We start from the raw sequence: 25,290 nt of genomic DNA, 5'->3' as shown, positions 1-25,290 counted from the left end.
TTTCTCTCCTATTTAAACTGACCAATTTCCAATAAATTAGTCTGATTTAAACTAAATTCGAATTTTTTTTCTGCTGAAACAACTACTAAGACCACAGTTGATGGTCCAGCTGATTTTTTCAAATCAGTAGCATCTGGTTGGTAAAATTCAATCTTTAAATTATTATCTGTAGCTAAAACGTGCCCTTCATAAGCAATGCCTTTTGAACCAACTGGTAACATATCTACGACGCTCTCATCAGCTTTTAACTGATACAAGTCTTGATAGTCACACAAATGATCTAAATTAGCAATGACTTCGTTCCCCACAAAAGGCTCACCTAATTGAAATAAGTAGTCATTTTTAGAAATTACTGGTTGTATAAATTTGCCTGAATGCTCTCCTATTACAGTAATTCCTAAACTAGACATGGTTGAGATCATATTTTCTTCTGTACTTCCATTTAGAGGAATATCTTCTAATCCCGCTTTTTTAAGTTCTGAATGAATGCCTGAAAGCATCTTTTTACCTGTTGATTCGTACTCGTTACCAATCATATCAACAACTAAATTTGGTTTAGCTCCCACACAAATTAATTCAAATAATGGGACTCTCAAACAACAGGCAGCCACTATTTCTGGATCAATATGAACGGTGTCATGTTCTTTATGTCCAATACTAGCACTACTGTCACAGGCCACCATTAGTTGTAAATCAGGTGTCACATTCATAATGGTTAAATCTCGATAATTACTTACCTTCATAGACGATCCCTTTTTTTGCTAACACATCGAATGTTGTATTGAAAGCTTGAATGGTTTTTTCAATGTCTTCATCACTATGAGCTGTGGACATAAAGTTTGTTTCAAATTGAGAGGGTGACAAGTACACACCTTGATTTAACATCTCTTTATGGAAGTGTCCAAAGAAATGTTGATCACTATTTTTAGATGTTTTAAAATCAACCACAGGACTTTCATTAAAGAAGAAGCCCCACATCGTTCCTCTAGCCGAAACTTGAATTGGCAGACCATGCTTTTCAGCGCTTTCTTTGATACCACTTGTTAGACGCATTACTTTTTGATTCATCTCTTCGTAATCTTTTTTGGTTAACTGTTCTAAAGTTGCAATCCCTGCTGCCATTGCTAAAGGATTACCTGAAAGCGTGCCTGCTTGATAGACAGCACCAACTGGAGCAATATGGTCCATATATTTTTTCTTACCACCAAAAACCGCAGCTGGCAAGCCACCACCAACCACTTTACCTAAGGTTGTTAAGTCTGGATCAATATCATAAAGCCCTTGTGCCGAATCATAATCGCATCTAAATCCCGTCATGACTTCATCAAAAATAAACAAAGCACCATATTCTTTCGTTAATCTGCTTATACCTTTAAGAAATTCTGGCTCTGCTGGAATCAGTCCCATATTCCCTGCAATTGGTTCAATGATAACAGCCGCAATCTCTTCTGGGTAGCGTTTAAACGCTTCTTCGACTGCTTCTAAATCATTATAATCCAAACTTAAAGTAGCTTTGATTAACTCTTTAGGAACACCTGGTGAATCTTCTAGTTCAAATGTCGCCACACCTGAGCCAGCGTTAACTAAAAACGAATCACTATGCCCATGATAGCATCCATTAAATTTAATAAATTTTTCTCTTTTTGTGTAACCTCTTGCTAAACGAATCGCACTCATTGTAGCTTCCGTACCTGAATTAACCATTCTCATGGTTTCAATCGATGGCACTCTTTTTTTAACCCATGTGGCTAATTCTGTTTCTAAAGGTGAAGGTGCACCAAAACTAGTTCCTTTTTGGGCTGTCTCCATCACTTTTTTTAGGACTTGCTCTTGGGCATGTCCTAAAATCATAGGACCCCAAGATAAAACATAATCCACATATTCATTCCCATCAACATCATAAATATGCGCACCTTTTGCGTGATCTATGAATAAAGGGGTTCCACCTACAGAACCAAACGCTCTAACAGGACTGTTAACGCCTCCTGGGAAAACTTCTTTTGACTTAATAAATGCTGTCTCTGATTTCGTTGTTTGTCTCATTTATTTTTCAACTTCTTTCATTCTTTTAGCAATATCTTTGGCAAAATACGTCATAATCATATCTGCTCCGGCTCTCTTCATTGAGATGAGCATTTCATTTACTACACGTTCTTCATCAATCCAACCATTTAGGCTGGCTGCTTTGACCATTGAATACTCGCCACTTACATTGTAACAAATAATCGGTGCATCTGTTTTTCCTCTGGCTTCTTTTACCACATCAAGAAATGACATACTTGGCTTGATGATAAACATATCAGCGCCTTCTGCTATATCGCTTTCAAGCTCACGCATTGCTTCTCGGCCATTCGCTGGATCCATTTGATACGTTTTACGGTCACCAAATTGTGGGGCACTTCCTGCGGCTTCTCTAAAAGGACCGTAGAAACTTGAGGCATATTTCACCGCATAAGACATAATTGGAATATTCGTAAAACCAGCCTCGTCTAAACCTTTTCTAATCGCATAAACAAACCCATCCATGGCATTAGATGGCGCAATAATATCTGCTCCACTTTTTGCTTGGCTGACAGCTGTTTGAACTAACAAATTTAAGCTCTCATCATTTTTAACATAACCATCTTCAACCACACCACAATGACCATGATCTGTGTACTCACAAAGGCAAGTATCTGCCACAACAAGCATCTCTGGGTATTTATCTTTAGCGATTCGAATGGCTTCTTGAACAATACCATGATTATGATAAGCCCCCGTTCCAACAGCATCCTTACATTCAGGAATACCAAATAAAAGAATCGCTTTAATCCCTAATTCGTTAAGTTCATCTAGCTCTTTAGAGAAATCAGCTAACGTGTATTGATAAATCCCTGGCATAGAGCTGATTTCTTTTGTTTCACCTTTTTCAATGACAAACATAGGATAAATTAAGTCATCTAATATCAAATGATTTTCTCTCACCATGTCTCTCATATAATTTGTTCTTCTTAATCTTCTATGACGCATAAATTTTTCCATTTTCTTTAATCTCCTTTAAGACGACTTCATATAAATGTTTCGTGTCATGAACCTTACTTTCTTTTTTTACAACTGCTCCCGATTGTTCGATTGCTTGACTTGTAATCGGACCAATAGAGTAAAATTGCCAAGCACTTATATCAATTTGTTCCTCATCCGCAGTTTCTTTAAAATGACGCCATGCACTAGGACTAGCAAACATTGCTGAATCGACGTTATTTTCTTTAAACAGATTGATTAGTTTACGTTTTGATTCTTCTGGAAAATAAGTATGATAAACTTTTTCTTCGATTAATTTATGACGACTCTTTTTTACGGCTTCTGGTATTACTTTTCGTGCCAAATCACTGTTTGGTAAGAAGATAACTTGTGGCGCTTCTTGTTGCTCTAACCATTCTGACATCATGATTTCAGCAACTGCCTCACTAGGTTCAAAATCAATCTGAATACCTTTTTGACGTAAAGCTTCACTGGTTTTTTTTCCAATAGAAGCTACCTTGAGCTTCGAATAATCTAAGCCTTGATTCAAATATTTCACTGTATTGGAGCTGGTAAAAAAAATCCAATCAATTAATGTCTTTGGTAAACAATGAGCTAAGCCTTCTGTTTTAATTAGGGGCAGTTCTATGAGAGTTGTCCCTAATCGTTGAAATTGTTCTTTAATAGTTGCCGGGCATGAGTCTTCCCGTGTGTAAAGGATTGTTCTTAACATAGGTTTGACACTCCTTGATTAATCGATTAGCGCCTTGATTGATTAATGATTCACCTAATTCTTGCCCTGCCTTAATTGGATCTTGATGCCGACAAGTTTCTCTCAGCATTTCAACGCCGTTATAATTTGAAATCATACCTTCAACAACTATGGTCTCGCCTTCGATTTTTGCAAATCCACCAATTGGAAACGTACAACTGCCATCCATTGTTCTAAGAAAAGCTCGTTCAGCTTCCACTGCTTTTCTTGTATCTGTATCTTCAATACTTCTTAATATCTCTAATAATTCATGATCATCTTCACGACACTCAAGAGCAAGAGCTCCTTGTCCGATTGCTGGTAAACATTCATCACTTGTTAAGACGTTAAAGAAGACTTCTTCTTCTGCTACAGCTAGACGCTGAATACCTGCATGGGCCAACATAATTGCGTCATAGTTCCCTTCAACTAATCGTTTGATTCGTGTATCAATATTTCCTCTTAAAGGGAGTATTTCTAAATCAGGTCTTAGTTTTAGTAACTGGGCTTGTCTTCTTAAACTACTTGTTCCTACTTTTGCACCCTTAGGTAAGCTTTCTAAATTATGAGCACTGTCTCTAACAATTAAGCAGTCATATGGACTTTTTCTTTTCAATGTACATCCAATGGTTAATTCAATTGGAATAAGCGTTGGTAAGTCCTTTAAGCTATGAACCGCAATATCAATCTCACCTGCGATTAATTGATGCTCAATCTCTTTCACAAAAGCTCCTTGTCCACCAATTGTGGCTAGACTATGATTTTTTAATCGGTCCCCTTTTGTGACAATTTCAATTAATTCTAGTTGAATGTCTGGATATCTGTCAGTTATTTCAGCCATTGCTTGTTTCGTTTGAGTGGTTGCTAATTGGCTTCCCCTAGTTCCTACTCGAATAATTCGCTTCACAGTCATTCTCCTCTTTTAATTCAATCCCAAATATTCGTTTAAACAATTGAATATCATACAGGGCATTTTCTTCAGTAGATAATTCTTTAATTTCTCTAATGGGCGTTCTAAGTGATTGATTGACAATACTTTTCATGTGTTTTCTAATAATTTTTACTTCTCTTTCAGATAAATCGGGTAACTTACTTTGCAAACTTTTTAGAGCACTTTCTTCAGCTTCTAAGGTTTTAATTCGAAGTTCTGTAATAACGGGGATAATACCTAATTGTTTTTCCCATTCTTTGAAAGATGCTACTGCTAGTTTGACTTCTTCTGCGACTTCTAACATTAATTCTTGGCGTTTTTTTTCACCCCGATTGATTCTTTCACCAATACTGTCCACATTGTAGAGTGTCACATTTTCAACAAGCTGACAATGTGGATTAATATTTCTTGGTAACCCTAAATCAAACAGTAGCAGATTTTTATTTAAATTGACTTCATCTAGTATCTGTTTAGTCATTAATGGTTCTTGACTTGAAACAGCCGTAATCAGGATATCTGCCTGATTCAGATTAGCTGTTAACTCTTCTAATGGATAGTAATTCATCTCAAAGGTCGTATGTTGACCTAATTTTTTTGCGTTTTCAATGGTTCGATTAAAAACACTTACTTTCTCTAACTCAAAATTTTTAAGGTTCTTAATGACTAACTCACTCATTTGACCTGCACCTATGACAAAAAGATGTTTATCTGATAAATCCTGATATTCCTCATTAGCAATTTGTAGGGCTGATTGGCTAAGAGATGAGGATATTTCATTGAACTTATAAGTACTGTGCATTTTTTTTGCAAAATGAATGACCTCATTAAATAGTTTATTAAAAATAGTTCCTGTTGTCTCTGCTTTTTGTGCTTCTAAGAAACTTTTCTTTAATTGCCCCAATATTTGAGTTTCTCCTAAGACAGCAGAGTCTAGTCCACAACCAAGTCTAAAGATATGTTCTAAGACTTCATCGTCTTCTTTAAAGCTTAAATGAGCTTCTAATTCTTCCACTGGCAAATCAAAAAAATCTGCTAAAAAGTGTTTCGTATAATATTTTCCTGTGTGTAATTGATCCACTACTACATAAAGTTCCGTTCGATTACAAGTCGAGATAATCACATTTTCAAGAATACTTTTCGTTCTAAATAATTGCTGATTCGCTAATTTAATGTCTTGATTTAAAAATGTTGCTCTCTCTCTTAATCTAACTGGTGTATTTTTATAGGTGAGTCCCACATATAAAAGGTGCATGACACATTACTCCTCATTTTTATTTAACCATTCTTGTAATTTAATTCTTGTTTCTTTGGTAACTTTTGGAGAGGCTCCTTCAGTTGTAATGCCAATTTTTATGCCCTTATGTTTAATCATCGACATGTTATAAAAATCTGATTTTTCTTTGTTACTCACAACATTAACTAATTGAGACGGCAGTGCATCACTTAATATTTGTTCATTCAAGGAGTTATTATCAGTACATGCAAAAATCAGTTGGTACTGAGGCCTAATATCACTTGCTTCATATTCTTTTTGTATCCAAGTAATCATTTCTTGCTTAATATCTTTATGAAGGATAGGTGAAATGACTGTCATATCTGCCCCTTCACCTAGTAGTCCTTTAATCTTTCGGGCAGCAATTTTTCCGCCACCAATAATTAAGACAGGTTTGTTTTTTAAATTAAGAGTTATCGGGTACACTTTTTTTCCTCCTAGAAAAAACTTGGGGACTGTTCTCATAGTCAAGCTCTAATTCCCCTGACTGAAAATTAACTAAACGAGCTAAAACAAACAAGTAATCAGACAAACGATTTAAAAAGACCAATACTTCTGAATTAACGTCTTCCCCTTCATCCATTAAAAAAACAACACATCTTTCGGCACGTCTCGTAACGGTCCGCACGACTTGAAGGGAACTTGCAAAAAGTGTTCCTCCTGGCAAAATAAATTTATTAATCTCAGGGCATAACTTCCAGTAAGCATCAATTTTTTTTTCAAGCCACTTGTAGCTGTCAGATGTTAACTTATAGGGACGCATGCCTCTTTCTGGCACAGCTAAATCTCTGGAGCAATCAAAAATAAGTTGTTGAATGTTGATTAACTCCTCTTTGTACTTATAATCCTCAGAAGATAAAAATGATAGACTGTGACCTAATAAAGAGCATAATTCATCAGTCGTTCCATAGGCTTCCACACGTGGATGATGCTTTCTAACCTTCACTCCACCGACTAATTTAGTTGATCCCTTGTCTCCAGTTTTAGTATAAACAGCCATCTAAACACTTCCTTTGTCAGACTGATTGATAATCTCATAGATTTTTTCCATGTCTAAGTTTTGACGTAAACAATCTGCTAATTTGTCGTATTGTTCCTCTTTAAATGCTTTATATTCTTGCGTTTTTTCTGTTAACATCTCAAGACCTTTTGAATCTCTTACTTGATTAAAGAAATCATGCCTAAAATCACTACCATCAAAAATACCGTGAAGATACGTTCCAATAACTTTACCATCTTCACTAACAGCCCCATCAAATCGAGCGATTTCTTGATTGTTTTCTTTTAAAATTTCTGCAAAAGGTTGACCAGTTTTTAAAAGTGTTTCCCCCATATGAATTTCATAACCTGTCACTTTTAATTCATCTCTCATCCCTTCAACTTGGGCGGTTACTTTGGTTTCTTGAATCGTTGTTTCCACTGGAAGTAAACCTAAACCGTCAACTGAACCTGTTTCTGATTCCATTTTTTGTGGATCATGTAATTTCTCTCCAAGTAACTGATAACCACCACAAATCCCCAAAATATAAGTTCCTTTTACTCGTAATTCTTGAATTTGTTGCGCCAAGCCACTTTCTTTTAAAAACAAGCTATCTTCTAAGGTATTTTTACTACCTGGAATGATTAACACATCCGGTTGTCCAATTTTATCTCCTTGAAAAACATACCTAACGGAAACATCTGGTTCTAATTCTAAACTATTAAAATCTGTAAAATTAGACATTTTACTTAAAGAAACCACTGCCACATCTATTTTCTTACTTGAATCAAATAAACGATTCACATTTTTCAACGCCACACTGTCTTCATCTTCGATTTTAAACTGTTCATAAGGAACCACACCTAAAACAGGAATATTCGTCAAATCTTCAATCATCTCAAGTCCTGGATCAAGTAAAGCTTTATCTCCTCTAAATTTATTAATAATAACCCCTTTAACTCTGGCTCTTTCTTCTTTTTCAAGTAATTCAACTGTACCGTAAATTGAGGCAAAGACCCCACCTCGGTCGATATCAGCAACAAGAATAACAGGTGCATCTGCAATTTTTGCCATGCCCATATTCGCAATGTCACGACTATTTAAATTAATTTCAGCTGGACTTCCTGCGCCTTCAATGACAACTACATCATTTTCAGAACCTAACTCTTGATAGATTTCTGAAATCTTATGGCTTAAAGTTGGTTTAAACTCGTGGTATTCTACGGCATCCATATTAGCTAAAACTTTTCCATTAAAAATTACTTGAGATTTACGATCTGAGGTTGGTTTTAAAAGCACGGGATTCATACGAACGTCAGCTTCTTTTCCAGCTGCTTCTGATTGAAACACTTGCGCTCTTCCCATCTCATGACCAGTTAATGTGATGTATGAATTTAGAGCCATATTCTGTGATTTAAAAGGCACACATTCAAGCCCATCTTGAGAGAATATTCGGCACAATCCTGCCACTAAAATACTTTTCCCTACATCTGAGGCTGTTCCTTGAACCATAATACTTTTAACCATTTTACTTATCCCCCAACTTTCGTATTTTTATAAAAACTTTCTTCATCTGGAAACAAAGGTATCTCTAACTGTTGGTGCATTTTAACCAACCACGGCTGTTCTAATTTAGCAGATAGGAGTAATTCTCTATCTAAGAAAATATCTTCCTTTGAGCCTTCAAGAATAACTGATCCTTCTTTTAAAACATAGAAATATTGGCAAACCTCGTACATTAAATCCATGTCATGACTAGATAAAATCACCTTTTTATTTTCTGACACTAATCGTTTGATAATCTCGATCATGTGCCCTCTACCAGCTGGATCTAAACCTGCTGTTGGTTCATCTAATAAAATCCATTCCGTTTCTAAAACAAGAACACTAGCGATTGCTACTCGCTTTTTTTGACCGTAACTTAAATATTGAATCGGCTTTTCTTTCAAATGCTGAATATCTAACAAATCAAATGCTTTATTCATCCTCTTAACAATTTCTTCCTCTGAAATTCCTAAGTTCTTTAATGCAAATGCTACATCATCCTCAACGATTGAATAAAACATTTGCTGTTCTGGTTCTTGAAAAACGATGCCAACTTTTTTTCTAAATTCCGTTAATTTACTTTTTTTATAAGATAATTTTTGATTATTGAAATAAATATTTCCCTTGGTTGGTTTTAATAAGCCAACGATTGTTTGAAATAAGGTTGATTTACCTGAGCCATTAGCACCAATAATTCCAATGGGGGTATTTTCTTTAAATTCCATACAAATATCATTTAAAATTTGTGTATTCTTGTCATAAGAAACACAGACATTCTCAATTTTTAACATCTCTAAACCTTCTTTCAATTCAAGGGAAAATCACCATTGAAAAATTTCATCTCTAAGGCAATCATCATTTTTTTATAACGTGCCATGCTTTGAAGAAATAATACTCTAAATAATAAACCTAATGAGTGATAGCTTGTTTTTACCGTTTGATAACCAAACCGCATGCTTTGAGATTGATGAATCAATAACATCTCATCAATTAAAATAAAAATAAAGCGATACATTAACATAGTTACTTCAATCAAGTAGCTCGGCAAATGGCACTTATTCAAAACATATAGGATTTGATTAAAAGGCACACTCATTGCATAAAAATAAGTACAAGCCAAACACCCAAACGATCTGAAAAATAACTGATAGCCCATTTCTAAGGAAGCTGATGTTGCTCCCACATACCTTCCAAAAAGGTGAGCTGAAAAAAACAACTCACTTTTGGAAGTAGAAACGGTTAAAATAATCGTGATAAAACTAATCAGTAAAAAAGGGAGCGGCACAAGTAACCACTTAATATATCTAACAATCGTCATTCGAGCTGTATAAATAGTTAAGATTGCAATGATTAAAATTCCCACACTTTGAAAAACAGGTGATAAAAGAAACATGTACACTAAGAGACCAAAGTAACAGACTGTTTTTAAAATGGGTGAGACATCCTTTAATTTACTTTCATAAGCTATTTTATCAATCGATAGCATGTTTATTCTTTCCTTTGTTATAACCAATCACATAAGCAATAATAGCTGCCCCAATGCTTCCTTGTAAGGTAAACAATAAACTTTCAATTTCACCACTTTTAGGTTCAATCAAGGGTTCAAACCATGGCTCATAATCTGGTTTAATTTCTGTAATCATTGCTTCTGCCGCGCCATCTGATCCTTCAAACTCTCCTTTAGGTTGTAAAAGAAGTGCCCCAATAACAAGTGCAACAATCGCAACTACCATCAATAAATTAGCTTTTGTTTTATTTCCTTTTTTCATCGTAAAATTCCTCCTTCTTCTTTCAAGCTTGACGTTAATAAATTATAAACAACGACTGTTAATAATCCTTCCGCAATTCCGATTGGTACTTGAGTGAATAAGAAGACACCCATAAATTTCACAATAGCTCCCATAATACCAGTACTTGGATCAGGGAAAACAATTCCTAATTGAATCGAAGTCATTAAGTAAGTCGAAATATCAGCTAAAAAAGCACAGGCAAACAAACTAATCGATGTGTTCACCTTCATTTTTTTACATAGTAGATACACGCCATACCCAACAAAAGGTCCTACCACAGCCATTGAAAAAGCATTAGCTCCTAACGTTGTAATACCTCCGTGAGCTAAAAACAAAGCTTGGAATAATAAACAAATTGTTCCCAAAACACTAATCACTGCAGGTCCAAAAATAGCTGTTCCTAAACCAACACCTGTTGGATGAGACGTTGAGCCTGTTACTGATGGAATTTTTAAAGCTGATAAGACAAAAATAAGGGCTCCACTTAACGCTAATAATATTTTATTCTGTTTATCTGCTTCCACAATTTTTTTCATTTGCATTAAACCATAAATAAAGAATGGAGCAAAAGCAACATACCAAAAGATACTCCAACCAATTGGTAAAAAACCTTCCATAATGTGCATTGCATGTGCTTCTTGAGGTAAAATTGTGATTAAAATCCCCACAAGTACAACACCTAGTGCAAACTTCTTCAATACTTTTTTCATTTGATTCATTCTCCTTTTATATTTCTCTTGTTTTATACACAATCATTGTTGAAAAATAAGAAATTCGTTTTGTTTCGTCTAAGTCAGTAAGCCCCATAATAATACTTTCATTTTCCATTGAAGCATTACTGATTAAAACAGTTGAATCTAATAAGTCGTATGATTCAAGTAGTCTTTTAATTTTAGGTAACTCCACTGAAACCTTCATAATAATCACCGTAGAGAAAGTTTCTAAAGCTGTCTTAATGACTGATTCATCTGCTGTTGCTGGAACAACTGAATAGGTTTCTTCATCCATGACAAGTGGAATTTGTAAAATGTTCGACATACTAGAAAACGATGAAATACCTGGTATCGTTTCTGTCTCAATCGCATTAGATAAACGTTCCAGTAAATAGCTATAAGTACTATAAACCATAGGATCACCAAGTGTGACAAAGCCCACATTTTTACCCGATTTAACATCTTCCAAGATTTCACTGGCGACTAAATCCCAAGCTTCTTCTTTAACAGACAAATCATTCACCATTGGAAAATGACGTTGTTTGATTTCTAAATTATCTGGAAGGTAGGGTGACACAATAGACAAAGCCAAACTTTTGCCTTTTTTCTTAGGTTCTGGTGTGTATAAATAATCAATCGTTTCTAAAGCTTTTTTCCCTCTGATTGTTAATAAATCAGAGTCACCTGGTCCTGTTCCGATTCCATAAAACTTTGCCATCTACTCGCCTCTTTCTACTACTTTTTCAGCATGAGATAAGAACATATCTTGAATCTTAGGATATTCACCCATTCCTTTTAAAATAGGTTCAACGATAAAGCCTTCTTTCGTTAACTGTGATTTCCATGAATCCTCTTCATCTGAAGCCATATCATTCGTTGCGTGATCTCCTGCGACTAACATGAAAGGATGTAAATAAACTTTTTCGATGTGTTTTTCTTTTAATTTATCCACTACTGTTTCAATTGAAGGATAACTTTCTACAGCACAAACAAAAATCGGTTCTTTATCTAACATATGATCCAAACAAGCATAAGCCGTAAAGGCAGCGTGTTGTGTACCATGTCCCATTAAAACAACGCCTTCTTTTTCACCGATAGGTTGCGCTAAATCTTTTAACCACTCAACAATTTCTTCGTAGTCTTCAAACTCAGTCATCAGTGGTTTGCCAACTTTAATCACATCAAAATCTTTCTTAAAATGATTGGCTTGATGAACTGCTTTTGAATATTCGCTTCCATTAATTACATGAAGTGGTTGAACATAAACTTCTTTATAGCCTTTTTCTTTTAGTTCTAGCATTAATTGATTCACTGTTGGAACTTTTATGCCTTCTTTTTCTTTAATTTTTTTGATGACCATGTTTGATGTGAAAGCTCTGTAGACATCACATTCACCAAAATTTTCTACCATTCTTTTTTCTACCGCTTCAATTGTTTTTTCTCTTGTTTCCTTATAACTTGTTCCAAAACTAACAATAATCAATGCTTTTTTCACTTGATATCCTCCTCAATTAGTTTGTTTATCACACTTTCAAAACTAGGTCTTTCTGATTGAATTACTGGGATATTTTTATCCTCAAAAATTTTAGATGTTACTTCTCCCATGACCATAATTTTTTTAGTTATTAACTTTTCTAGCATTTCTTTTGATAAATCTTTAATGAAATAGTAAGCAGCTTTTGAACTAGGTAGATAGAGATAATCCACTTCGTCTAATTCTTCCTCATTCAACTCTTGACTTATCATTTCAAAAGGTGAGTAATAATTAATCTGATTATTCAGTTCTTTTAACTGATCAATATAACTTTTTTCACCAACAAATAATGTCGTTTCAATTTCCTTTTTACTCAAATCATAATCTGACAAGGTCTCAAATACTTCACTTGGTAGAATCCCTAGAGCATTCACTGCCACTTTTGTATGATGACCGATTGTGACAAAAGCTACATGTTGTAATTGACGAATGTCTTGCTTAGTCTCAATCAATTGATCAATAAATAATTTAACGCTCTCACCATCTAGGAAAACAATCTCTTTCATGCTTTCAATAGTGAAATTCTGACTTAAAAAATTCTTAGTTAGTTTAGGTAACTCTAAAACTGAGGCACCTGCATCGATTAAATGATGTGTCATTCCTTTTTTTTCTGTAAAAGGAACCATCACTCGTTTGCCAAAAAGTGGGCGACTTTCGTAAAAATTTAAATAGTCTCTTTGAGTCACCACTTCACCCATCACAATCAAACTAGGTGAGGTCATTTGAGCTGATTTAGCCACATCACAAATTGTTTCAAGTGTACCAACCACTGTTTTTTGATCTTTTCTTGTTGCCCATCTAACGATTGCAACAGGTGTGTCTTTAGATTTCTGATGCTTCATCAATTGATTGGTAATCGTTTCAAGTTCAGACATTCCCATTAGAAAAACTAAGGTCCCTTCTGTCTTAGCAAGATTTTTCCAATCTAATTGATTATTTTCTGATTTTAGGTGTCCGGTTATCACATGAAAACTTGAAGAAAAATCACGGTGCGTAATCGGTATGCCTGCGTAAGCTAGGCCACCAATGGCAGAAGTAATCCCAGGAATCACTTCAAAATCAAGGTCATTTTCAGTGATATTTCGCCCTTCTTCTCCCCCACGTCCGAAAACATAGGGATCACCACTTTTTAAACGAACAACTCGCTTGCCTTCTTTAGCCTTCTTGATAATTAAAGCTTCGATTTCTGATTGAGGAACTTTGTGTTCTTTCGGTTTTTTCCCCACATCAATCAATTCACAGGAATCAGAACAATAATTTAGTAAATCTTGATTAATCAATCGATCATAAAAAACCGCATCCGCCTCTTTTAGCTTTCTGAGCGCTTTAAGTGTTAAAAGTTCTGGTTCTCCAGGACCGGCACCAATTAATGTTATTTGACCTTTCACTTATATTCCTCCAAATCTTCATAGAGTTTTGTTGTGTCATTGTACATTCTTGGGTAGGGAATATCTTCTCTAGCAATCACCACACAAGGAATACCTAATAGCTGACAGGCTTCCATTTTTTCTAAAATGCCACCAGCTATCCCACTTTCTTTAGTTATCATGACTTCCGCCTTGTTCTTCATTAATAATTGCTTGTTCATCTCAACAGAAAATGGACCTTTAATGCCTTCTATTTGATGGGCTTGAAAGCCTAAATGTTCTGTTTGCGTTAAAACTTCAGCTGTGGGTAAAACACGTGCCACTATCTTTTCAAAAGGTAAATTATCACCAAAAAATCCTAGTGTCTTACTCCCTGTCGTTAAATAAATTGTTCCTGTGACATGTGCTTTCACCCATTCACAAGCTTCTAAATTACTCCTTACTTTTACAGCTTCTTTTAAATCAACTCTTGGTCGCTCGTAACGAATGTAGTCAACTCCAACACTTTTTGCAGCTGCAATGGCTGTTTTTGAAACAATTGCCGCAAAAGGATGAGTCCCATCTAAAATCAAGAAAACTTTGTGATCAAGCACAAATTGTTCCATTTGCGCTTGATCCATTCGCCCTTTGTTAATTTTATTGATTTTTTTTTCGGCCAACTGTTCACCGTAATCAGTCACCACAGAAAAACAAACATCATAACCCTTTTTTTCAAGTGACTCAGCAATGGTTAAACTGTCTGATGTTCCACCTAAAACGAGGATCATAAAGAATACCCTCGAGGTGTTACCATTCGACCGTTAGAGACATAGGTTTCTTTATTTCCAACGATGACAACCGTTGTCATATCAACTAAGGTTTCATCTAACTCTTTAATGGTTGTTAGGATAATTTCTTCTTTTGCTCGACCCACGTCTTTAGCGATACCAACAATCGTGTCTTCCCCTTTGTATTGCTTCATAATATCAAGAGACGTTTTTAAATGATGAGGACGACCCTTACTTCTTGGGTTATATAAACAGATGACAAAATCAGCGTCAGATGCAGCACGGAGTCTCTTTTCAATCATTTCCCAAGGGGTCATTAAGTCGCTTAAACTAATGTGACAAAAATCATTCATCAATGGTGCTCCTAAAAGAGCTGCTCCACCAATACTTGCTGTGATACCAGGGATCACTTTAACAGGTAGGTCAATTTTTTGTGTATGAATTAACTCTAAAATAAGTCCAGCCATACCATAAACACCAGCATCTCCACTAGAAATAACCGCCACATCTTTTCCTGATAAAGCAATATCAATTGCTTTTTGGCAACGTTCTACTTCTTGACGCATACCGTTATGAACCAATTCTTTCCCTTTCACTAAATCTTTAACTAATTTCATGTAGGTTACGTAACCGACAATCACTTCTGAATTCAAAATCGCTTCCTTGGCTTCAAATGATAATTGCTCACTGCCACCTGGTCCTAATCCAACAACATATAACATATTTTCAATCCTTTCCTAATGCAAATGTCACACCGTTGTTTCCATATCGATCTGTCAAAACTTGACCACCTGTTGCATAATCAGCTGATGACAATGCCACATTACCAATGCCAACGATTGATTTAACAAACTCTGATTGAGGGTATTTCAACGATGATTCTTCTAATTCTTCTTTTGTAAATATTTCAAAAGGAACTTCTAATTTTTTTGAAAAATCAATGATTCCTTGTTCTTCTTTTTTTAAATCAATACTGACAATTTTTTTAATACTTCTTGGATGAATTTGATGTTGCTCACAAAATGTTTCAAATTCGCTCTCGATGACTGACAAAGGGGTATTTTTTTTAGCTCCCATACCTAATACAAATAAGCGAGGAACAACTTGATAACTTGTTTTTGCTATAGTTTCAATTTTTTTAGTCGACACAATAATAATGGCTTCAAATTCAGACATGACTTCTTCCGTTAAATTATCAATCTTCATTAATCCTCTGATATCAGTAATACGTTTTTCTTCATCTAAGAGAGCAACTTTTTTATGAGCCGCAAGTAACCCATTCACTCGTATCGTTGTTTCTTTAAAATTTTCATACCAGCCATTGATCGATTTAGCTAAACTATCAATCGCCGTCACGTTTTGAACGTCTGTGGCTGTAGTAATCACAGCTTGAGCATTCAGATTGTCAGCAATTCTTCTCGTTAATTCATTGCCCCCACCGATATGCCCTGACAAGAGACTAATCACAAATTGCCCCTTTTCATCCATGACAATCACAGATGGGTCGTGCCTTTTATCTTGAATCAAAGGAGCTAAATGCCTAACCACAATGCCTGTTGCCATGATACAAATGAGATGGTCAAAGTTCTTAAAACTTTCAGAAAATCCTCTGCTAAATTTATTATCCAAGTAGATTTTTGCGTCTTCAGTCACATGTTTCTCTAATCCAAAGATCGTCACTTCTTCTGTTTCATCAAAGCTTTTTTTCAAATTTTCACCTAACTCATAACTCGTTTTAGTTAAAGTTAAAATAGCAATCTTTTCACTCATTACTTAGCATCACGGTATTCATGTTGAAATTCGGCTGCGTACAATTTAGAGTAATAGAATTCTTCCCCTAAAAAGTCTCCTACCATGATTAAAGCTGTTTTGGTAATTTCAGCTTCCGTTACTTTTTCAGCAATATCAACTAATGTTCCAACGACTTTTTTCTCTTCTGGCCAAGTTGCTTTATAGATAACTGCTGCAGGTGTTGTTTCTGGATAACCACCTGCTACTAATTCGTCCACTACTTGATCGACTGATTGAACAGATAAAAAGATAACCATTGATGTTCTATGTTGAGCGTATGAACGAATACTTTCTCGCTCTGGTACTGGTGTTCTACCAGCCATCCTCGTGATAATCACACTTTGAGACACTTCTGGTACAGTGTATTCGGCACCTAAACTTGAAGCTGCTCCTAAGAATGAACTGACACCTGGTGTACAAGTAAAAGGAATGTCACGTTTATTCATCTCTTCAATTTGTTCTCTAATTGAGCCGTAAATTGAGAAATCACCGGTTTGTAAACGAACCACTTCTTTACCTGATTTGATGCCACGATCCATAGCATCAATAATTTCCTTCAATGTCATTGAGGCACTATCTAAAATCTCGCACTCTTTTTGACAATAAGTTAGTAATTCGGGATTGACTAATGAGCCTGCATAAATCACCATGCCTGCTTCTTGAAGAAGACGGTATCCCTTCAATGTGATTAAATCAGTCGCTCCTGGACCTGCTCCAACAAAATGTACTTGTGTCATTTATTTTCCCTCTTTCTTTGTTTCAATAATAATTACTGGATTCAGTGGTTTAAAATAATGACCACTTCCTAATTTGGTCCCATTACCTACTTGAACTTGAACGGTGCTATACTCAATTTCTCGTTCCTCAAGCCATTTAAAGGCAACCGTTGCATTTTCTAGTAAAATGAAATTTAAAACAAGTGCACCACCAGGATTTAAAAGCTCAAGGCTCCAACTTAAAATATCCTCTAAATTGCCACCACTGCCACCAATAAAAATACTGTCAAATTTCTTTTCAAGTTCAATCGGTGCTTTTCCTTTAATCACTTCTAAATTAGAAACACCAAATTTAGCTTTATTTTCTAAAATCAAATCAACAGCAATGTCTTTACTTTCAATGGCAATAACCTCTAAATCAGGGTACTCAACACAGGCTTCAATGGAAATACTACCTGTCCCAGCGCCAACATCTAAAAACCGTTTAGCTTCTTTTAAATTTAGTTTAGCTAAACTAATGGTTCTGATTTCTTCTTTTGTCATTGGTACTTTTGATCTGACAAATAAACTATCCTTCATCTAACAACACCACCACATTCATTTCGTATTTTTCATTTGGTACAGTCGATTCATTAAATGTTCTAATTTTTTCTTCTGGATAACTTAGGTTTTCACCAATAAAAATAGTTCTATTCAACCCACGACGACGAATCTCCTCAGCAATCTGAAAAGGTCCGATTTTTTCATCTGTTACTAACGCCACTTTAGGTAAGGATAAAATCAAATCAAAATTCGGTTCTTTTCCGTGACTACTCGTTAAGTAAGTATCATTCATCGATAATTTCAACCGACTAAATAAGTACTGCATGGAACTGATACCTGGTATAATCTGAATCTCTTCTTCATCAAATTTATTACTCAACCAATTTCCGATACCGTATAGTAGTGGTTCTCCTGATGCTAAGAGAACGATTCTTTTAGCTTTTTCTTGTTGTAAAAAATCTTCTAACTCTGATAATTTTTTGGGTAATTCTTTTTTTAAACCAGTAAAAGTACTTGGAACGATTTCTAACTGGCGGGTACTTCCAATCACAATCTCAGCTTGCTTAATTTCATCTAATACTCTGTTTAACACAAGAGTTTCTTCACCTGGTCCAATACCAGTCACTGTGATCATCGCCACGCCTCCATTAACTCTTTAATCGGTTGAGTTGATGCTAGAAGTCCTGTTTTTGAAGAAAAAATAACCGCTTCGACTTTTACTTTGGGTTCTCTGAATTTTAGTAATTTTTCACTACGAAACTTAATTTTATCCACAATGACTTGATAAACACCTTCATAACCCGTTTCACTAATAATGTCTCCCGCCGCTTCTGTGGTTAGACATTTTGAAACTCTTTCTAAATCTGGTACGGACATGCCCATGAGTGCCAAATTTGCTACTAGGATTTCTGCTCTGGCATCTGCATCTTTACTATGCGTTGAAAAAATACCAGCTGATACCTTGATTAATTTGCCTAAATGACCAATCATCAACACTTCTTTAAATCCAATTCGCTGGACTTCTTTTAATACGTAACCCACAAAATTACTCATTGAGACAATTTTTTCTTCATCAATCATCATTTTATTGATTGCAAATTCTTCCCCGTAATTCCCTGGACTAAGGATAATTTTTTCAAAACCTTGTTTCTTCTTCATCTCAAGTTCAATCGAAATCGCGGCTTTCCAACTATCTTCAGACATTGGAGTCACAATGCCTGTTGTTCCTAAAATTGAAATACCACCAATAATTCCCAAATTACGATTCATAGTTTGTTTAGCAATTTCATAACCTTCTGGTGCAAAAATTTGAATATCTGCTCCACAGTTTTCCCCAATAATTTTCCGCACATTATCTTCAATCATTTTTCTTGGTTTAGGATTAATAGCGGGTTGACCAATTGGAACAAGTAAGCCTTCTTGGGTCACGCGACCAATTCCTTCTCCCCCTTCAATCATGATTGGAGCATCATCTCTTAAAGTAACTTTTGAATAAATCAACATGCCGTGAGTGGCATCAGCGTCATCCCCGCCATTTTTCCTTACAGCGGCAATCGCTGTCTTTTCATCCACTCGTTCTAAAGAAACAATGGGTATTTGGATTTCCTTATCAACTGGTGTTGTGACACTGACTTCTTCACATTCTTCTGAATTCAGTAAAAGATGAGTCGCCGCAACTGAAGCAGCTGTTGCGCAAGAGCCTGTTGTATAGCCTTTTTTCATCTTTTTCCCATTTACATAGACAAATTCTTCCATGTTTATTCCACGTCCAATTGATAAATAATTGCATTAATAATGGCAGCAGCTACATTACTACCACCTTTACGTCCTCGTGCTACAATCGCTGGAATATCACTTTCAAATAAAGCCTCTTTTGATTCTTCGGCTCCCACAAATCCAACAGGTGCTCCCACTACAGCTTTAATATCTAGTTCTTTTGCTTGAACCATTTCTAGTATTTTATAAATCGCCGTTGGAGCATTCCCAATCACAAATACTTTGTCTCCTTCTAAAGTGCTGGCGTGTTCAATGGCTGCCATGGAACGTGTGATTTGTTTTTCTTTGGCTATTTTGACGATTTCAGGATCTGAAATAAAACACTTGTAAGAGATATTTAATTTATCCAAAACTCGTTTGTTGATACCGCTTAAAGCCATGGTTGTATCTGTATAAATCGTGCCTTTTCCGTTTTTGAAAAAGGCGTTCATTGCTTCAATCACATCATGTGTGAATTGTAAATTTTCTAAATAATCAAAATCTGCACTTGTATGAATCGCTCTTTTGATAATCATTTCTTCTGTTTTATTTTTAAAACGATATTCAGGATTTATTTCATCAATCGTATCTTGGATAATAACAAAGCTTTCTGTTTCGATTCCTTTAGGGTCTTTCATATAGTTCATCAGTCATTCACATTCCTTTTTTATATTTTTTATCGTTGAATCAGAAATAAAATCATTGAAAACAACACTAAACCTAGTATCGCTGAACAATACAATAGTTGATTCATTTTTAAAATATCACCACTATCAACTTCTTTTAAAGCTTCCCCAATAGTTGGTTTGTAGATTTCTACACCGTGATACACATGACTTCCACCTAGCTGAATTCCTAATGCACCAGCAGCGGGTGCTTCTAAATAACCCCCATTAGGACTTTTATGATTCTTACGATCTCTAAAGCCAATCATAAATGTATTTTTAGGATTCATATTAAGTAACACGCTACTCAGAGCTATCAATAAAAAACTGATTCGGGCAGGAATCAAATTCCAGAGATCATCCATCTTCGCTGAGACATAACCAATTTCTTTGTACTTAGGTGTCAAATAACCCACCATTGAATCTAGTGTGTTCACCGCCTTATAAGCCATCGCTAAAGGTGGTCCTCCAATAAACAAGAAAATCATTGGGGCAATCACACCATCCGATGTGTTCTCAGCAATCGTCTCAACGGTAGCTTTAGCAATCTCTTCTCTTGTTAACTCACTCGTATCTCTACCGACAATCATTGAGACTTGATATCTAGCTTCTTCAATCGTGCCATTTTCAAGGGTTTTAATGATCTTTTTACCTTCTTTAGCCAAAGATTTGGTGGCTAAAGTGGTATAGGCTAGGTAAACAAACACTGCCATTCCAAGATAAGCGTTGATATTAAAGGCGACGACGATCAAAATCCAAGTTGCTAAATAAGCAAAGATCACCGTACTTAGCCATAAAAAGCCACCTAATACATATTTTTTCTTCGATGAATCCGTTGGTTTGACAAAATCTTTTTGAAATAAATTAATATAATTGCCAATGACTTTGACCGGATGAGGCCAGTGATAAGGATCTCCTATTAGTAAATCTAAAACAAAGGCTAAAATAATCAGGATGATGGTCATGTCTCGTCCTCCTGAACATGTATCGAATTAACAAGTTGATAAATAAATGGTTCACTTTGAAAGAAATGTAAGTGCAAGTAACTAGCAAAAGTATTATTTTTTTGATAACCACCTTCCCATGAAGAGATAAGCTTGCCATCTCTTTTTTTCTCCATTAACATGGCTGTTTCTTCAGACGTTTCAAAAATAGAATGATGAAACTCATGTCCGTAAACTTTATCCCCTTTTTTACCAAGTAAGCAGTCCTCTTTTAACACACCGTAACAATAACCAAAACGTTTTAATCTCGAAGTCATCTCACTCTGACCTTCAAAAATTCCAACCATTGGAAAGCTATCCTCCGCGATTTTTAAGGAAGTTCCTAAATACATTAACCCACCACATTCAGCTAAAATAGGTTTACAAGCTTCATGAGCTTTTAAAACAGACTCACGCATCTCTTTGTTTTCTGATAATTCTTTCGCAAATTCTTCTGGGTAGCCACCACCAAAATAGTAAAAATCAGCTTGAGGTAATTCTTTATCTCTCATCGGGCTAAATTCAATAATTTCAGCACCTATTTTTTCTAATAACTCTAAATTATCTGGATAATAAAAATGAAAGGCATCGTCTTTAGCAATGGCAATCTTAATAGATTGATTGCTCGGTACTAACTCAAAAGGAAAGTTGATTTGCTGCACGTCTTCATCTACTAAATCTGACAGTAAACGATCAATATCAACGGTCTCCTCCAAACTGTCTGCAATTAAACCAATAATTCCCATGACATTATCAATCTCATTATCTGGTACTAAGCCTAATTGACGCGAAGGAAGAGCAAAGGTTCGATTTTTCCGTAGATAGCCATACACTGTTGCCTTCGTGTATTTTTCTATCGCTCCTTTAACTAAACTAAAATGATTTTCAGACGCGATATTATTGACAATCACTCCTTGAATTTTTAAATCTGAATCAAATTCCTCAAAGCCTTTAACAACCGCTGAAATCGAGGTGGATGCTGATTTACCGTCCACAACAAGTAGAACAGGTGCGTTTAAGTCTTTTGCCATAGCAGAACTTGAACAACAATCCTTATCTATGCCAAAGCCATCAAACAATCCCATCACACCTTCAATCACTGCTATATCAACTTGACTTGCCTGTTTATCAAACAAATATTTAATCGTCTCTTTATTCTGAATTAAAAACGAATCTAAGTTTCTCGATGAATTTTCTGTGATACGACTATGATATTTAGTATCTACATAATCTGGTCCCACTTTAAACGGTTGAACATCTAAATTTCGCCTCTTCAAAGCTTCTAATAAACCTAAAGTGACAGTGGTTTTTCCTGAACCGCTAGATGCCGCACTCACCATGATTTTCTTCATTTTTCCATGTCCTCCACTTGTTGAAGTCCTTCAAAATATGATTGATGGACACCTATTTTTTTATAAAAACGTGTCACACCTAATTTTGTTAATTCTTCTTTAATTGCTTCTATTTCACTTAAATTTTTTAATAAAATACCAACAACTGTCCCACTATGAGCAACATTAACACCAAAAACAGAATCAAATTTTTTTTTAACTAAAAGTATCTCTTTAAAATAAGGTTTTGGTAATATTTCTTGGTTTAAACAAGCACTTTTTGTCGCAGCTTCACCTAATCTAGCTAACTCTTTCTCCTTCACTGCTTCATAATAAGTTTGATAGACTTCTCTAAATTGTAAAGATTGCTCTTTAGCTAGTAATTCATTTTTTGAGGTATGATGTTTTTGGGTATTAATACCTTTATTAGGTTCTAACATTAAGACCAAAAAATCAGGGAACCATTGAGAAATATCCATCACTCTTCCTTTTTTTAAATCTAATAAGGTCATTGAGTCAAAAAAAACACTATCTGTCGGCTCTATTTGGACACATAGGTAAGCGATTTCTTTTTTAGCAAGGTCAATTCCGTAAAAAAGCGCCGTTCCGTAAATAGTTGCTGCAATATCAGCAGTACTACTTGCCATCCCTTTTGACTTAGTTAATTCAGATTGAATGGCTATTTTCAGTCGCCTTTGCTTTTCTTTTGGAATGTTTAAATAGTCTTCAACTAAACGAGAAGCTTTTATTGCTTTCTTTCCGATTTGACTTTTTTGACTGCCCTCTTCACTGATCGTTACATAGGAAAATAACTTAATCCCACAACTCACCAAATAAGGAACATCATCAACATACCCCTGAATAAGCTCCCCGCAACTTCCAGAACAGCTAACTGTTATTTTCTCCATAGAAATACTCCTCAAATACTTTTACTAGTACTTCGTTTTCAGCATGACTTCTAACAGCAATTCTGAAATAATAATCAGAAAGCCCTTGATAGTTTGAACAATCACGGATTAATATGCCCTTTTCTAATAAATCCTTTTGCAGATAACTATACTTGGAACAATTAAAGAATATGAAATTAACCGTACTACTAAACAATGTTATGTCTGATATTTTTTTTAGGTTTTCTTCTAAAAATTTTCGTTCTGTTTCAATATAAGAAAGACTTTCTTTTAGATATTCTTCATCTTCTAAAGAAACTTTTCCCGCTATTTCTGCAAAGCAATTAATCCGCCACGGAATCGCTCTTTGATTTAGTTTGATCATGACACTTTCATTACTTGTTAGTAAATAACCTAGACGCAAGCCAGGAATAGCAAAAATTTTCGTTAATGATCTAATAATAAATAAATGCTGATTTTCTGCTAATTCACTCGTTAAAGATTCTTCTTTAGGTAAAAAATCCATGAAAGCTTCGTCTACGATTAAGCGTATATTATGTTCGTCGCAGTACGCTAACAAACGCTTAATTTCTTTTTTCTCTATTAGTTTTCCAGTAGGATTATTAGGATTACATAGACAAATCGTGTCTACATTTTCTTGCTTAATAGCAGATATTAAATCATCCATATTGACTGAAAAATCAGTACTTTCAGTTTTAAAGTAACGAATATCTGTTAATTTATGAGCAAAAGCATCTTCATATTCAGAAAATGTGGGAGCTAGCACTAAGACTTTTTCTGAATCCAAAGCACTTGCTAAAGCATAGATTGCTTCTGCTGCACCATTACCTAAAAATATCTCCTCTGATTTAACTTCATGATGCTTAGCAATAAGATTTTTTAATTCTTTATATCTTAAATCTGGATAATGAAGTACCTGATCAAATTTATTATTTATCTCTTCTTTAAGCTTTTTCGATACACCTAATGGATTGATATTGGCACTAAAATCAATGATTGATTGTTCTGATAATTGATATAACTCAGTTAGTTCTTTAACATTACCACCGTGAGGTCCGACCATCTTAATGTCCTTTCATATCTTGTTGGATTTTAGAATAATTTTTTATTTTAGAAGGTAAACAAGCATACACAACTTCTGTTAAAAATAGATTAGCAAATGTTGCAATTGTTAGAGGTACAAATAATACAAAAACAACTTCTTTTAAGAATGGATATAGTAAAAGTAAGTCTAGAGGAACATTAATTATAAAGGCTACTGCAATTGAAACCACTTTAGACATCACTGGGTACCGACTGTATTTTTTTCTAATGTAACCATATACAAAGACACATAGCATCATCATGGTTGCAATCATCAAATGAATTGGTAAGGTACTAGGAAATCCTGATAACATTGCTGAAACCATATGACCAAAGAAAGCAACCATCATTCCAACTCCTGGCCCTAAAATAATTGTAGAAATAAAAGCCGGAAAAGAATCCAGTGCAATCGAGCCAAGTAATTTAATATTTGCTCCTAGAATGCTCAGTGCAATCATCAATGCAATCAACGTCATTTCTTTTGTTTTTTTGTTCATTCCAAACGCTCCTTTTATAATTTTATATAAAAAAAACAAACTATCGTTCAATCAGAACAATAGTTTGTTTTTTTTGTATACTAAATATCTGTTAGAATACCCCTAAAAAAAGCAAGCTAACACACCAAAAAAAACAATTTCCCGATAGAATTATTTTTTCTCGATTTAGCTTGGATATCCTGACTTTGCTTCACCCTACTTTTCTTACCTTCCAAATCTTTCGACAGTGGTATTTCAAGAATTTCGTCCGCATTACAGTAGAAAGGGTCTGTTGAGGAATTACACCTCATTTCCCATCACTAAAACTGCTATTAAATTGTCATAAATCTCTAGTTTAATAATATAACACTCGTGCCTCTTTATCAATA

General features: G+C 35.1%; 29 protein-coding genes and 1 riboswitch. All 29 genes read right to left on the bottom strand.

Features of this window, described 5'->3' with window-relative positions; all coding sequences use genetic code 11:
* Positions 1–8 precede the first annotated feature (8 nt).
* From G7082_RS09170 to G7082_RS09030, 29 genes are read right to left on the bottom strand one after another with little or no spacing between them, the layout of a single operon-like run.
* Positions 9–743 carry an AIR synthase related protein gene (locus G7082_RS09170; protein ID WP_166034799.1) on the bottom strand — a complete coding sequence of 245 codons (735 nt, stop codon included), beginning with the start codon at positions 741–743 and terminating at the stop codon, positions 9–11.
* On the bottom strand, positions 730–2,043 hold the full coding sequence (hemL, locus tag G7082_RS09165; RefSeq protein WP_166034798.1) for a glutamate-1-semialdehyde 2,1-aminomutase: 1,314 nt from the start codon (positions 2,041–2,043) through the stop codon (positions 730–732). The genes G7082_RS09170 and hemL overlap by 14 nt, the downstream gene beginning before the upstream one ends.
* Positions 2,044–3,021: a porphobilinogen synthase gene (hemB, locus tag G7082_RS09160; RefSeq protein ID WP_166034797.1), complete on the bottom strand. Its 978-nt coding sequence runs from the start codon at positions 3,019–3,021 to the stop codon at positions 2,044–2,046. It lies immediately after the preceding gene.
* Positions 2,999–3,733, bottom strand: a complete 735-nt coding sequence (locus tag G7082_RS09155; RefSeq protein WP_166034796.1) for a uroporphyrinogen-III synthase — start codon at positions 3,731–3,733, stop codon at positions 2,999–3,001. The genes hemB and G7082_RS09155 overlap by 23 nt, the downstream gene beginning before the upstream one ends.
* The gene (hemC, locus tag G7082_RS09150; RefSeq protein ID WP_238842635.1) at positions 3,681–4,658 is read right to left on the bottom strand and encodes a hydroxymethylbilane synthase; all 978 of its coding nucleotides are present in this window, start codon (positions 4,656–4,658) and stop codon (positions 3,681–3,683) included. Before hemC ends, G7082_RS09155 begins: the two co-directional genes overlap by 53 nt.
* The gene (gene hemA, locus G7082_RS09145) at positions 4,630–5,934 is read right to left on the bottom strand and encodes a glutamyl-tRNA reductase (protein ID WP_166034794.1); all 1,305 of its coding nucleotides are present in this window, start codon (positions 5,932–5,934) and stop codon (positions 4,630–4,632) included. The genes hemC and hemA overlap by 29 nt, the downstream gene beginning before the upstream one ends.
* A 6-nt stretch (positions 5,935–5,940) precedes the next feature.
* Positions 5,941–6,381 carry a precorrin-2 dehydrogenase/sirohydrochlorin ferrochelatase family protein gene (locus G7082_RS09140; protein WP_166034793.1) on the bottom strand — a complete coding sequence of 147 codons (441 nt, stop codon included), beginning with the start codon at positions 6,379–6,381 and terminating at the stop codon, positions 5,941–5,943.
* Entirely contained in the window at positions 6,362–6,955 is a 594-nt protein-coding gene (locus G7082_RS09135) for a cob(I)yrinic acid a,c-diamide adenosyltransferase (RefSeq protein ID WP_166034792.1), read from the bottom strand. The genes G7082_RS09140 and G7082_RS09135 overlap by 20 nt, the downstream gene beginning before the upstream one ends.
* The gene (locus tag G7082_RS09130; RefSeq protein WP_166034791.1) at positions 6,956–8,461 is read right to left on the bottom strand and encodes a cobyric acid synthase; all 1,506 of its coding nucleotides are present in this window, start codon (positions 8,459–8,461) and stop codon (positions 6,956–6,958) included.
* Between the two features lie 5 nt (positions 8,462–8,466).
* Positions 8,467–9,270: an energy-coupling factor ABC transporter ATP-binding protein gene (locus G7082_RS09125; RefSeq protein WP_166034790.1), complete on the bottom strand. Its 804-nt coding sequence runs from the start codon at positions 9,268–9,270 to the stop codon at positions 8,467–8,469.
* Between the two features lie 14 nt (positions 9,271–9,284).
* Positions 9,285–9,965, bottom strand: coding sequence for a cobalt ECF transporter T component CbiQ (cbiQ, locus tag G7082_RS09120; protein WP_166034789.1), 681 nt, complete (start codon positions 9,963–9,965; stop codon positions 9,285–9,287).
* Positions 9,952–10,248 carry an energy-coupling factor ABC transporter substrate-binding protein gene (locus G7082_RS09115; RefSeq protein WP_166034788.1) on the bottom strand — a complete coding sequence of 99 codons (297 nt, stop codon included), beginning with the start codon at positions 10,246–10,248 and terminating at the stop codon, positions 9,952–9,954. Before G7082_RS09115 ends, cbiQ begins: the two co-directional genes overlap by 14 nt.
* On the bottom strand, positions 10,245–10,979 hold the full coding sequence (locus G7082_RS09110; RefSeq protein WP_166034787.1) for an energy-coupling factor ABC transporter permease: 735 nt from the start codon (positions 10,977–10,979) through the stop codon (positions 10,245–10,247). Before G7082_RS09110 ends, G7082_RS09115 begins: the two co-directional genes overlap by 4 nt.
* 16 nt (positions 10,980–10,995) lie before the next feature.
* Positions 10,996–11,700: a cobalt-factor II C(20)-methyltransferase gene (locus tag G7082_RS09105; protein WP_166034786.1), complete on the bottom strand. Its 705-nt coding sequence runs from the start codon at positions 11,698–11,700 to the stop codon at positions 10,996–10,998.
* Complete coding sequence (locus tag G7082_RS09100; RefSeq protein WP_166034785.1) at positions 11,701–12,477, bottom strand: sirohydrochlorin cobaltochelatase; 777 nt, start codon at positions 12,475–12,477, stop codon at positions 11,701–11,703.
* On the bottom strand, positions 12,474–13,904 hold the full coding sequence (gene cobA, locus G7082_RS09095) for a uroporphyrinogen-III C-methyltransferase (protein ID WP_166034784.1): 1,431 nt from the start codon (positions 13,902–13,904) through the stop codon (positions 12,474–12,476). The genes G7082_RS09100 and cobA overlap by 4 nt, the downstream gene beginning before the upstream one ends.
* Entirely contained in the window at positions 13,901–14,650 is a 750-nt protein-coding gene (cobK, locus tag G7082_RS09090; protein WP_166034783.1) for a precorrin-6A reductase, read from the bottom strand. Before cobK ends, cobA begins: the two co-directional genes overlap by 4 nt.
* A complete protein-coding gene (gene cobJ / locus G7082_RS09085; protein WP_166034782.1) occupies positions 14,647–15,372 on the bottom strand; it encodes a precorrin-3B C(17)-methyltransferase in 726 nt (241 codons plus the stop codon). The genes cobK and cobJ overlap by 4 nt, the downstream gene beginning before the upstream one ends.
* A 4-nt stretch (positions 15,373–15,376) precedes the next feature.
* Positions 15,377–16,420 carry a cobalt-precorrin 5A hydrolase gene (locus G7082_RS09080; protein WP_166034781.1) on the bottom strand — a complete coding sequence of 348 codons (1,044 nt, stop codon included), beginning with the start codon at positions 16,418–16,420 and terminating at the stop codon, positions 15,377–15,379.
* Positions 16,420–17,178 (bottom strand): cobalt-precorrin-4 methyltransferase, encoded by a 759-nt coding sequence (locus G7082_RS09075; RefSeq protein WP_166034780.1) that lies wholly within the window; start codon positions 17,176–17,178, stop codon positions 16,420–16,422. The genes G7082_RS09080 and G7082_RS09075 overlap by 1 nt, the downstream gene beginning before the upstream one ends.
* Entirely contained in the window at positions 17,179–17,736 is a 558-nt protein-coding gene (locus tag G7082_RS09070; RefSeq protein ID WP_166034779.1) for a decarboxylating cobalt-precorrin-6B (C(15))-methyltransferase, read from the bottom strand. It abuts the gene before it with no gap.
* Positions 17,726–18,334 carry a cobalt-precorrin-7 (C(5))-methyltransferase gene (locus tag G7082_RS09065; RefSeq protein WP_166034778.1) on the bottom strand — a complete coding sequence of 203 codons (609 nt, stop codon included), beginning with the start codon at positions 18,332–18,334 and terminating at the stop codon, positions 17,726–17,728. The genes G7082_RS09070 and G7082_RS09065 overlap by 11 nt, the downstream gene beginning before the upstream one ends.
* The gene (gene cbiD / locus G7082_RS09060; RefSeq protein WP_166034777.1) at positions 18,331–19,455 is read right to left on the bottom strand and encodes a cobalt-precorrin-5B (C(1))-methyltransferase CbiD; all 1,125 of its coding nucleotides are present in this window, start codon (positions 19,453–19,455) and stop codon (positions 18,331–18,333) included. Before cbiD ends, G7082_RS09065 begins: the two co-directional genes overlap by 4 nt.
* A gap of 2 nt (positions 19,456–19,457) precedes the next feature.
* Complete coding sequence (locus tag G7082_RS09055) at positions 19,458–20,102, bottom strand: cobalt-precorrin-8 methylmutase (protein WP_166034776.1); 645 nt, start codon at positions 20,100–20,102, stop codon at positions 19,458–19,460.
* Between the two features lie 29 nt (positions 20,103–20,131).
* Positions 20,132–21,085 (bottom strand): adenosylcobinamide-phosphate synthase CbiB, encoded by a 954-nt coding sequence (cbiB, locus tag G7082_RS09050; protein WP_166034775.1) that lies wholly within the window; start codon positions 21,083–21,085, stop codon positions 20,132–20,134.
* The gene (locus tag G7082_RS09045) at positions 21,082–22,455 is read right to left on the bottom strand and encodes a cobyrinic acid a,c-diamide synthase CobB (protein WP_166034774.1); all 1,374 of its coding nucleotides are present in this window, start codon (positions 22,453–22,455) and stop codon (positions 21,082–21,084) included. Before G7082_RS09045 ends, cbiB begins: the two co-directional genes overlap by 4 nt.
* The gene (locus G7082_RS09040; RefSeq protein WP_166034773.1) at positions 22,452–23,342 is read right to left on the bottom strand and encodes a GHMP family kinase ATP-binding protein; all 891 of its coding nucleotides are present in this window, start codon (positions 23,340–23,342) and stop codon (positions 22,452–22,454) included. Before G7082_RS09040 ends, G7082_RS09045 begins: the two co-directional genes overlap by 4 nt.
* Positions 23,323–24,405: a threonine-phosphate decarboxylase CobD gene (gene cobD / locus G7082_RS09035; RefSeq protein WP_166034772.1), complete on the bottom strand. Its 1,083-nt coding sequence runs from the start codon at positions 24,403–24,405 to the stop codon at positions 23,323–23,325. The genes G7082_RS09040 and cobD overlap by 20 nt, the downstream gene beginning before the upstream one ends.
* Position 24,406: 1 nt before the next feature.
* Positions 24,407–24,922 carry an ECF transporter S component gene (locus G7082_RS09030; RefSeq protein ID WP_166034771.1) on the bottom strand — a complete coding sequence of 172 codons (516 nt, stop codon included), beginning with the start codon at positions 24,920–24,922 and terminating at the stop codon, positions 24,407–24,409.
* Positions 24,923–25,072: 150 nt separating this feature from the next.
* A riboswitch (cobalamin riboswitch) is annotated at positions 25,073–25,241 on the bottom strand.
* Positions 25,242–25,290: the final 49 nt, after the last annotated feature.

This window comes from Vagococcus hydrophili, assembly GCF_011304195.1.
Lineage (GTDB): Bacteria > Bacillota > Bacilli > Lactobacillales > Vagococcaceae > Vagococcus > Vagococcus hydrophili.
This window is presented reverse-complemented; position numbering and strand designations above follow the sequence as displayed.

What these genes read in the sequence shown, in the direction of transcription:
- G7082_RS09170 (WP_166034799.1), bottom strand. Translation starts at nt 743, where the DNA reads ATGAAGGTAAGTAATTATCGAGATTTAACCATTATGAATGTGACACCT.
- hemL (WP_166034798.1), bottom strand. Translation starts at nt 2,043, where the DNA reads ATGAGACAAACAACGAAATCAGAGACAGCATTTATTAAGTCAAAAGAA.
- hemB (WP_166034797.1), bottom strand. Translation starts at nt 3,021, where the DNA reads ATGGAAAAATTTATGCGTCATAGAAGATTAAGAAGAACAAATTATATG.
- G7082_RS09155 (WP_166034796.1), bottom strand. Translation starts at nt 3,733, where the DNA reads ATGTTAAGAACAATCCTTTACACACGGGAAGACTCATGCCCGGCAACT.
- hemA (WP_166034794.1), bottom strand. Translation starts at nt 5,934, where the DNA reads ATGCACCTTTTATATGTGGGACTCACCTATAAAAATACACCAGTTAGA.
- G7082_RS09135 (WP_166034792.1), bottom strand. Translation starts at nt 6,955, where the DNA reads ATGGCTGTTTATACTAAAACTGGAGACAAGGGATCAACTAAATTAGTC.
- G7082_RS09130 (WP_166034791.1), bottom strand. Translation starts at nt 8,461, where the DNA reads ATGGTTAAAAGTATTATGGTTCAAGGAACAGCCTCAGATGTAGGGAAA.
- G7082_RS09125 (WP_166034790.1), bottom strand. Translation starts at nt 9,270, where the DNA reads ATGTTAAAAATTGAGAATGTCTGTGTTTCTTATGACAAGAATACACAA.
- cbiQ (WP_166034789.1), bottom strand. Translation starts at nt 9,965, where the DNA reads ATGCTATCGATTGATAAAATAGCTTATGAAAGTAAATTAAAGGATGTC.
- G7082_RS09115 (WP_166034788.1), bottom strand. Translation starts at nt 10,248, where the DNA reads ATGAAAAAAGGAAATAAAACAAAAGCTAATTTATTGATGGTAGTTGCG.
- G7082_RS09110 (WP_166034787.1), bottom strand. Translation starts at nt 10,979, where the DNA reads ATGAAAAAAGTATTGAAGAAGTTTGCACTAGGTGTTGTACTTGTGGGG.
- G7082_RS09105 (WP_166034786.1), bottom strand. Translation starts at nt 11,700, where the DNA reads ATGGCAAAGTTTTATGGAATCGGAACAGGACCAGGTGACTCTGATTTA.
- cobK (WP_166034783.1), bottom strand. Translation starts at nt 14,650, where the DNA reads ATGATCCTCGTTTTAGGTGGAACATCAGACAGTTTAACCATTGCTGAG.
- cobJ (WP_166034782.1), bottom strand. Translation starts at nt 15,372, where the DNA reads ATGTTATATGTTGTTGGATTAGGACCAGGTGGCAGTGAGCAATTATCA.
- G7082_RS09080 (WP_166034781.1), bottom strand. Translation starts at nt 16,420, where the DNA reads ATGAGTGAAAAGATTGCTATTTTAACTTTAACTAAAACGAGTTATGAG.
- G7082_RS09075 (WP_166034780.1), bottom strand. Translation starts at nt 17,178, where the DNA reads ATGACACAAGTACATTTTGTTGGAGCAGGTCCAGGAGCGACTGATTTA.
- G7082_RS09070 (WP_166034779.1), bottom strand. Translation starts at nt 17,736, where the DNA reads ATGAAGGATAGTTTATTTGTCAGATCAAAAGTACCAATGACAAAAGAA.
- G7082_RS09065 (WP_166034778.1), bottom strand. Translation starts at nt 18,334, where the DNA reads ATGATCACAGTGACTGGTATTGGACCAGGTGAAGAAACTCTTGTGTTA.
- cbiD (WP_166034777.1), bottom strand. Translation starts at nt 19,455, where the DNA reads ATGGAAGAATTTGTCTATGTAAATGGGAAAAAGATGAAAAAAGGCTAT.
- G7082_RS09055 (WP_166034776.1), bottom strand. Translation starts at nt 20,102, where the DNA reads ATGAACTATATGAAAGACCCTAAAGGAATCGAAACAGAAAGCTTTGTT.
- cbiB (WP_166034775.1), bottom strand. Translation starts at nt 21,085, where the DNA reads ATGACCATCATCCTGATTATTTTAGCCTTTGTTTTAGATTTACTAATA.
- G7082_RS09045 (WP_166034774.1), bottom strand. Translation starts at nt 22,455, where the DNA reads ATGAAGAAAATCATGGTGAGTGCGGCATCTAGCGGTTCAGGAAAAACC.
- G7082_RS09040 (WP_166034773.1), bottom strand. Translation starts at nt 23,342, where the DNA reads ATGGAGAAAATAACAGTTAGCTGTTCTGGAAGTTGCGGGGAGCTTATT.
- cobD (WP_166034772.1), bottom strand. Translation starts at nt 24,405, where the DNA reads ATGGTCGGACCTCACGGTGGTAATGTTAAAGAACTAACTGAGTTATAT.
- G7082_RS09030 (WP_166034771.1), bottom strand. Translation starts at nt 24,922, where the DNA reads ATGAACAAAAAAACAAAAGAAATGACGTTGATTGCATTGATGATTGCA.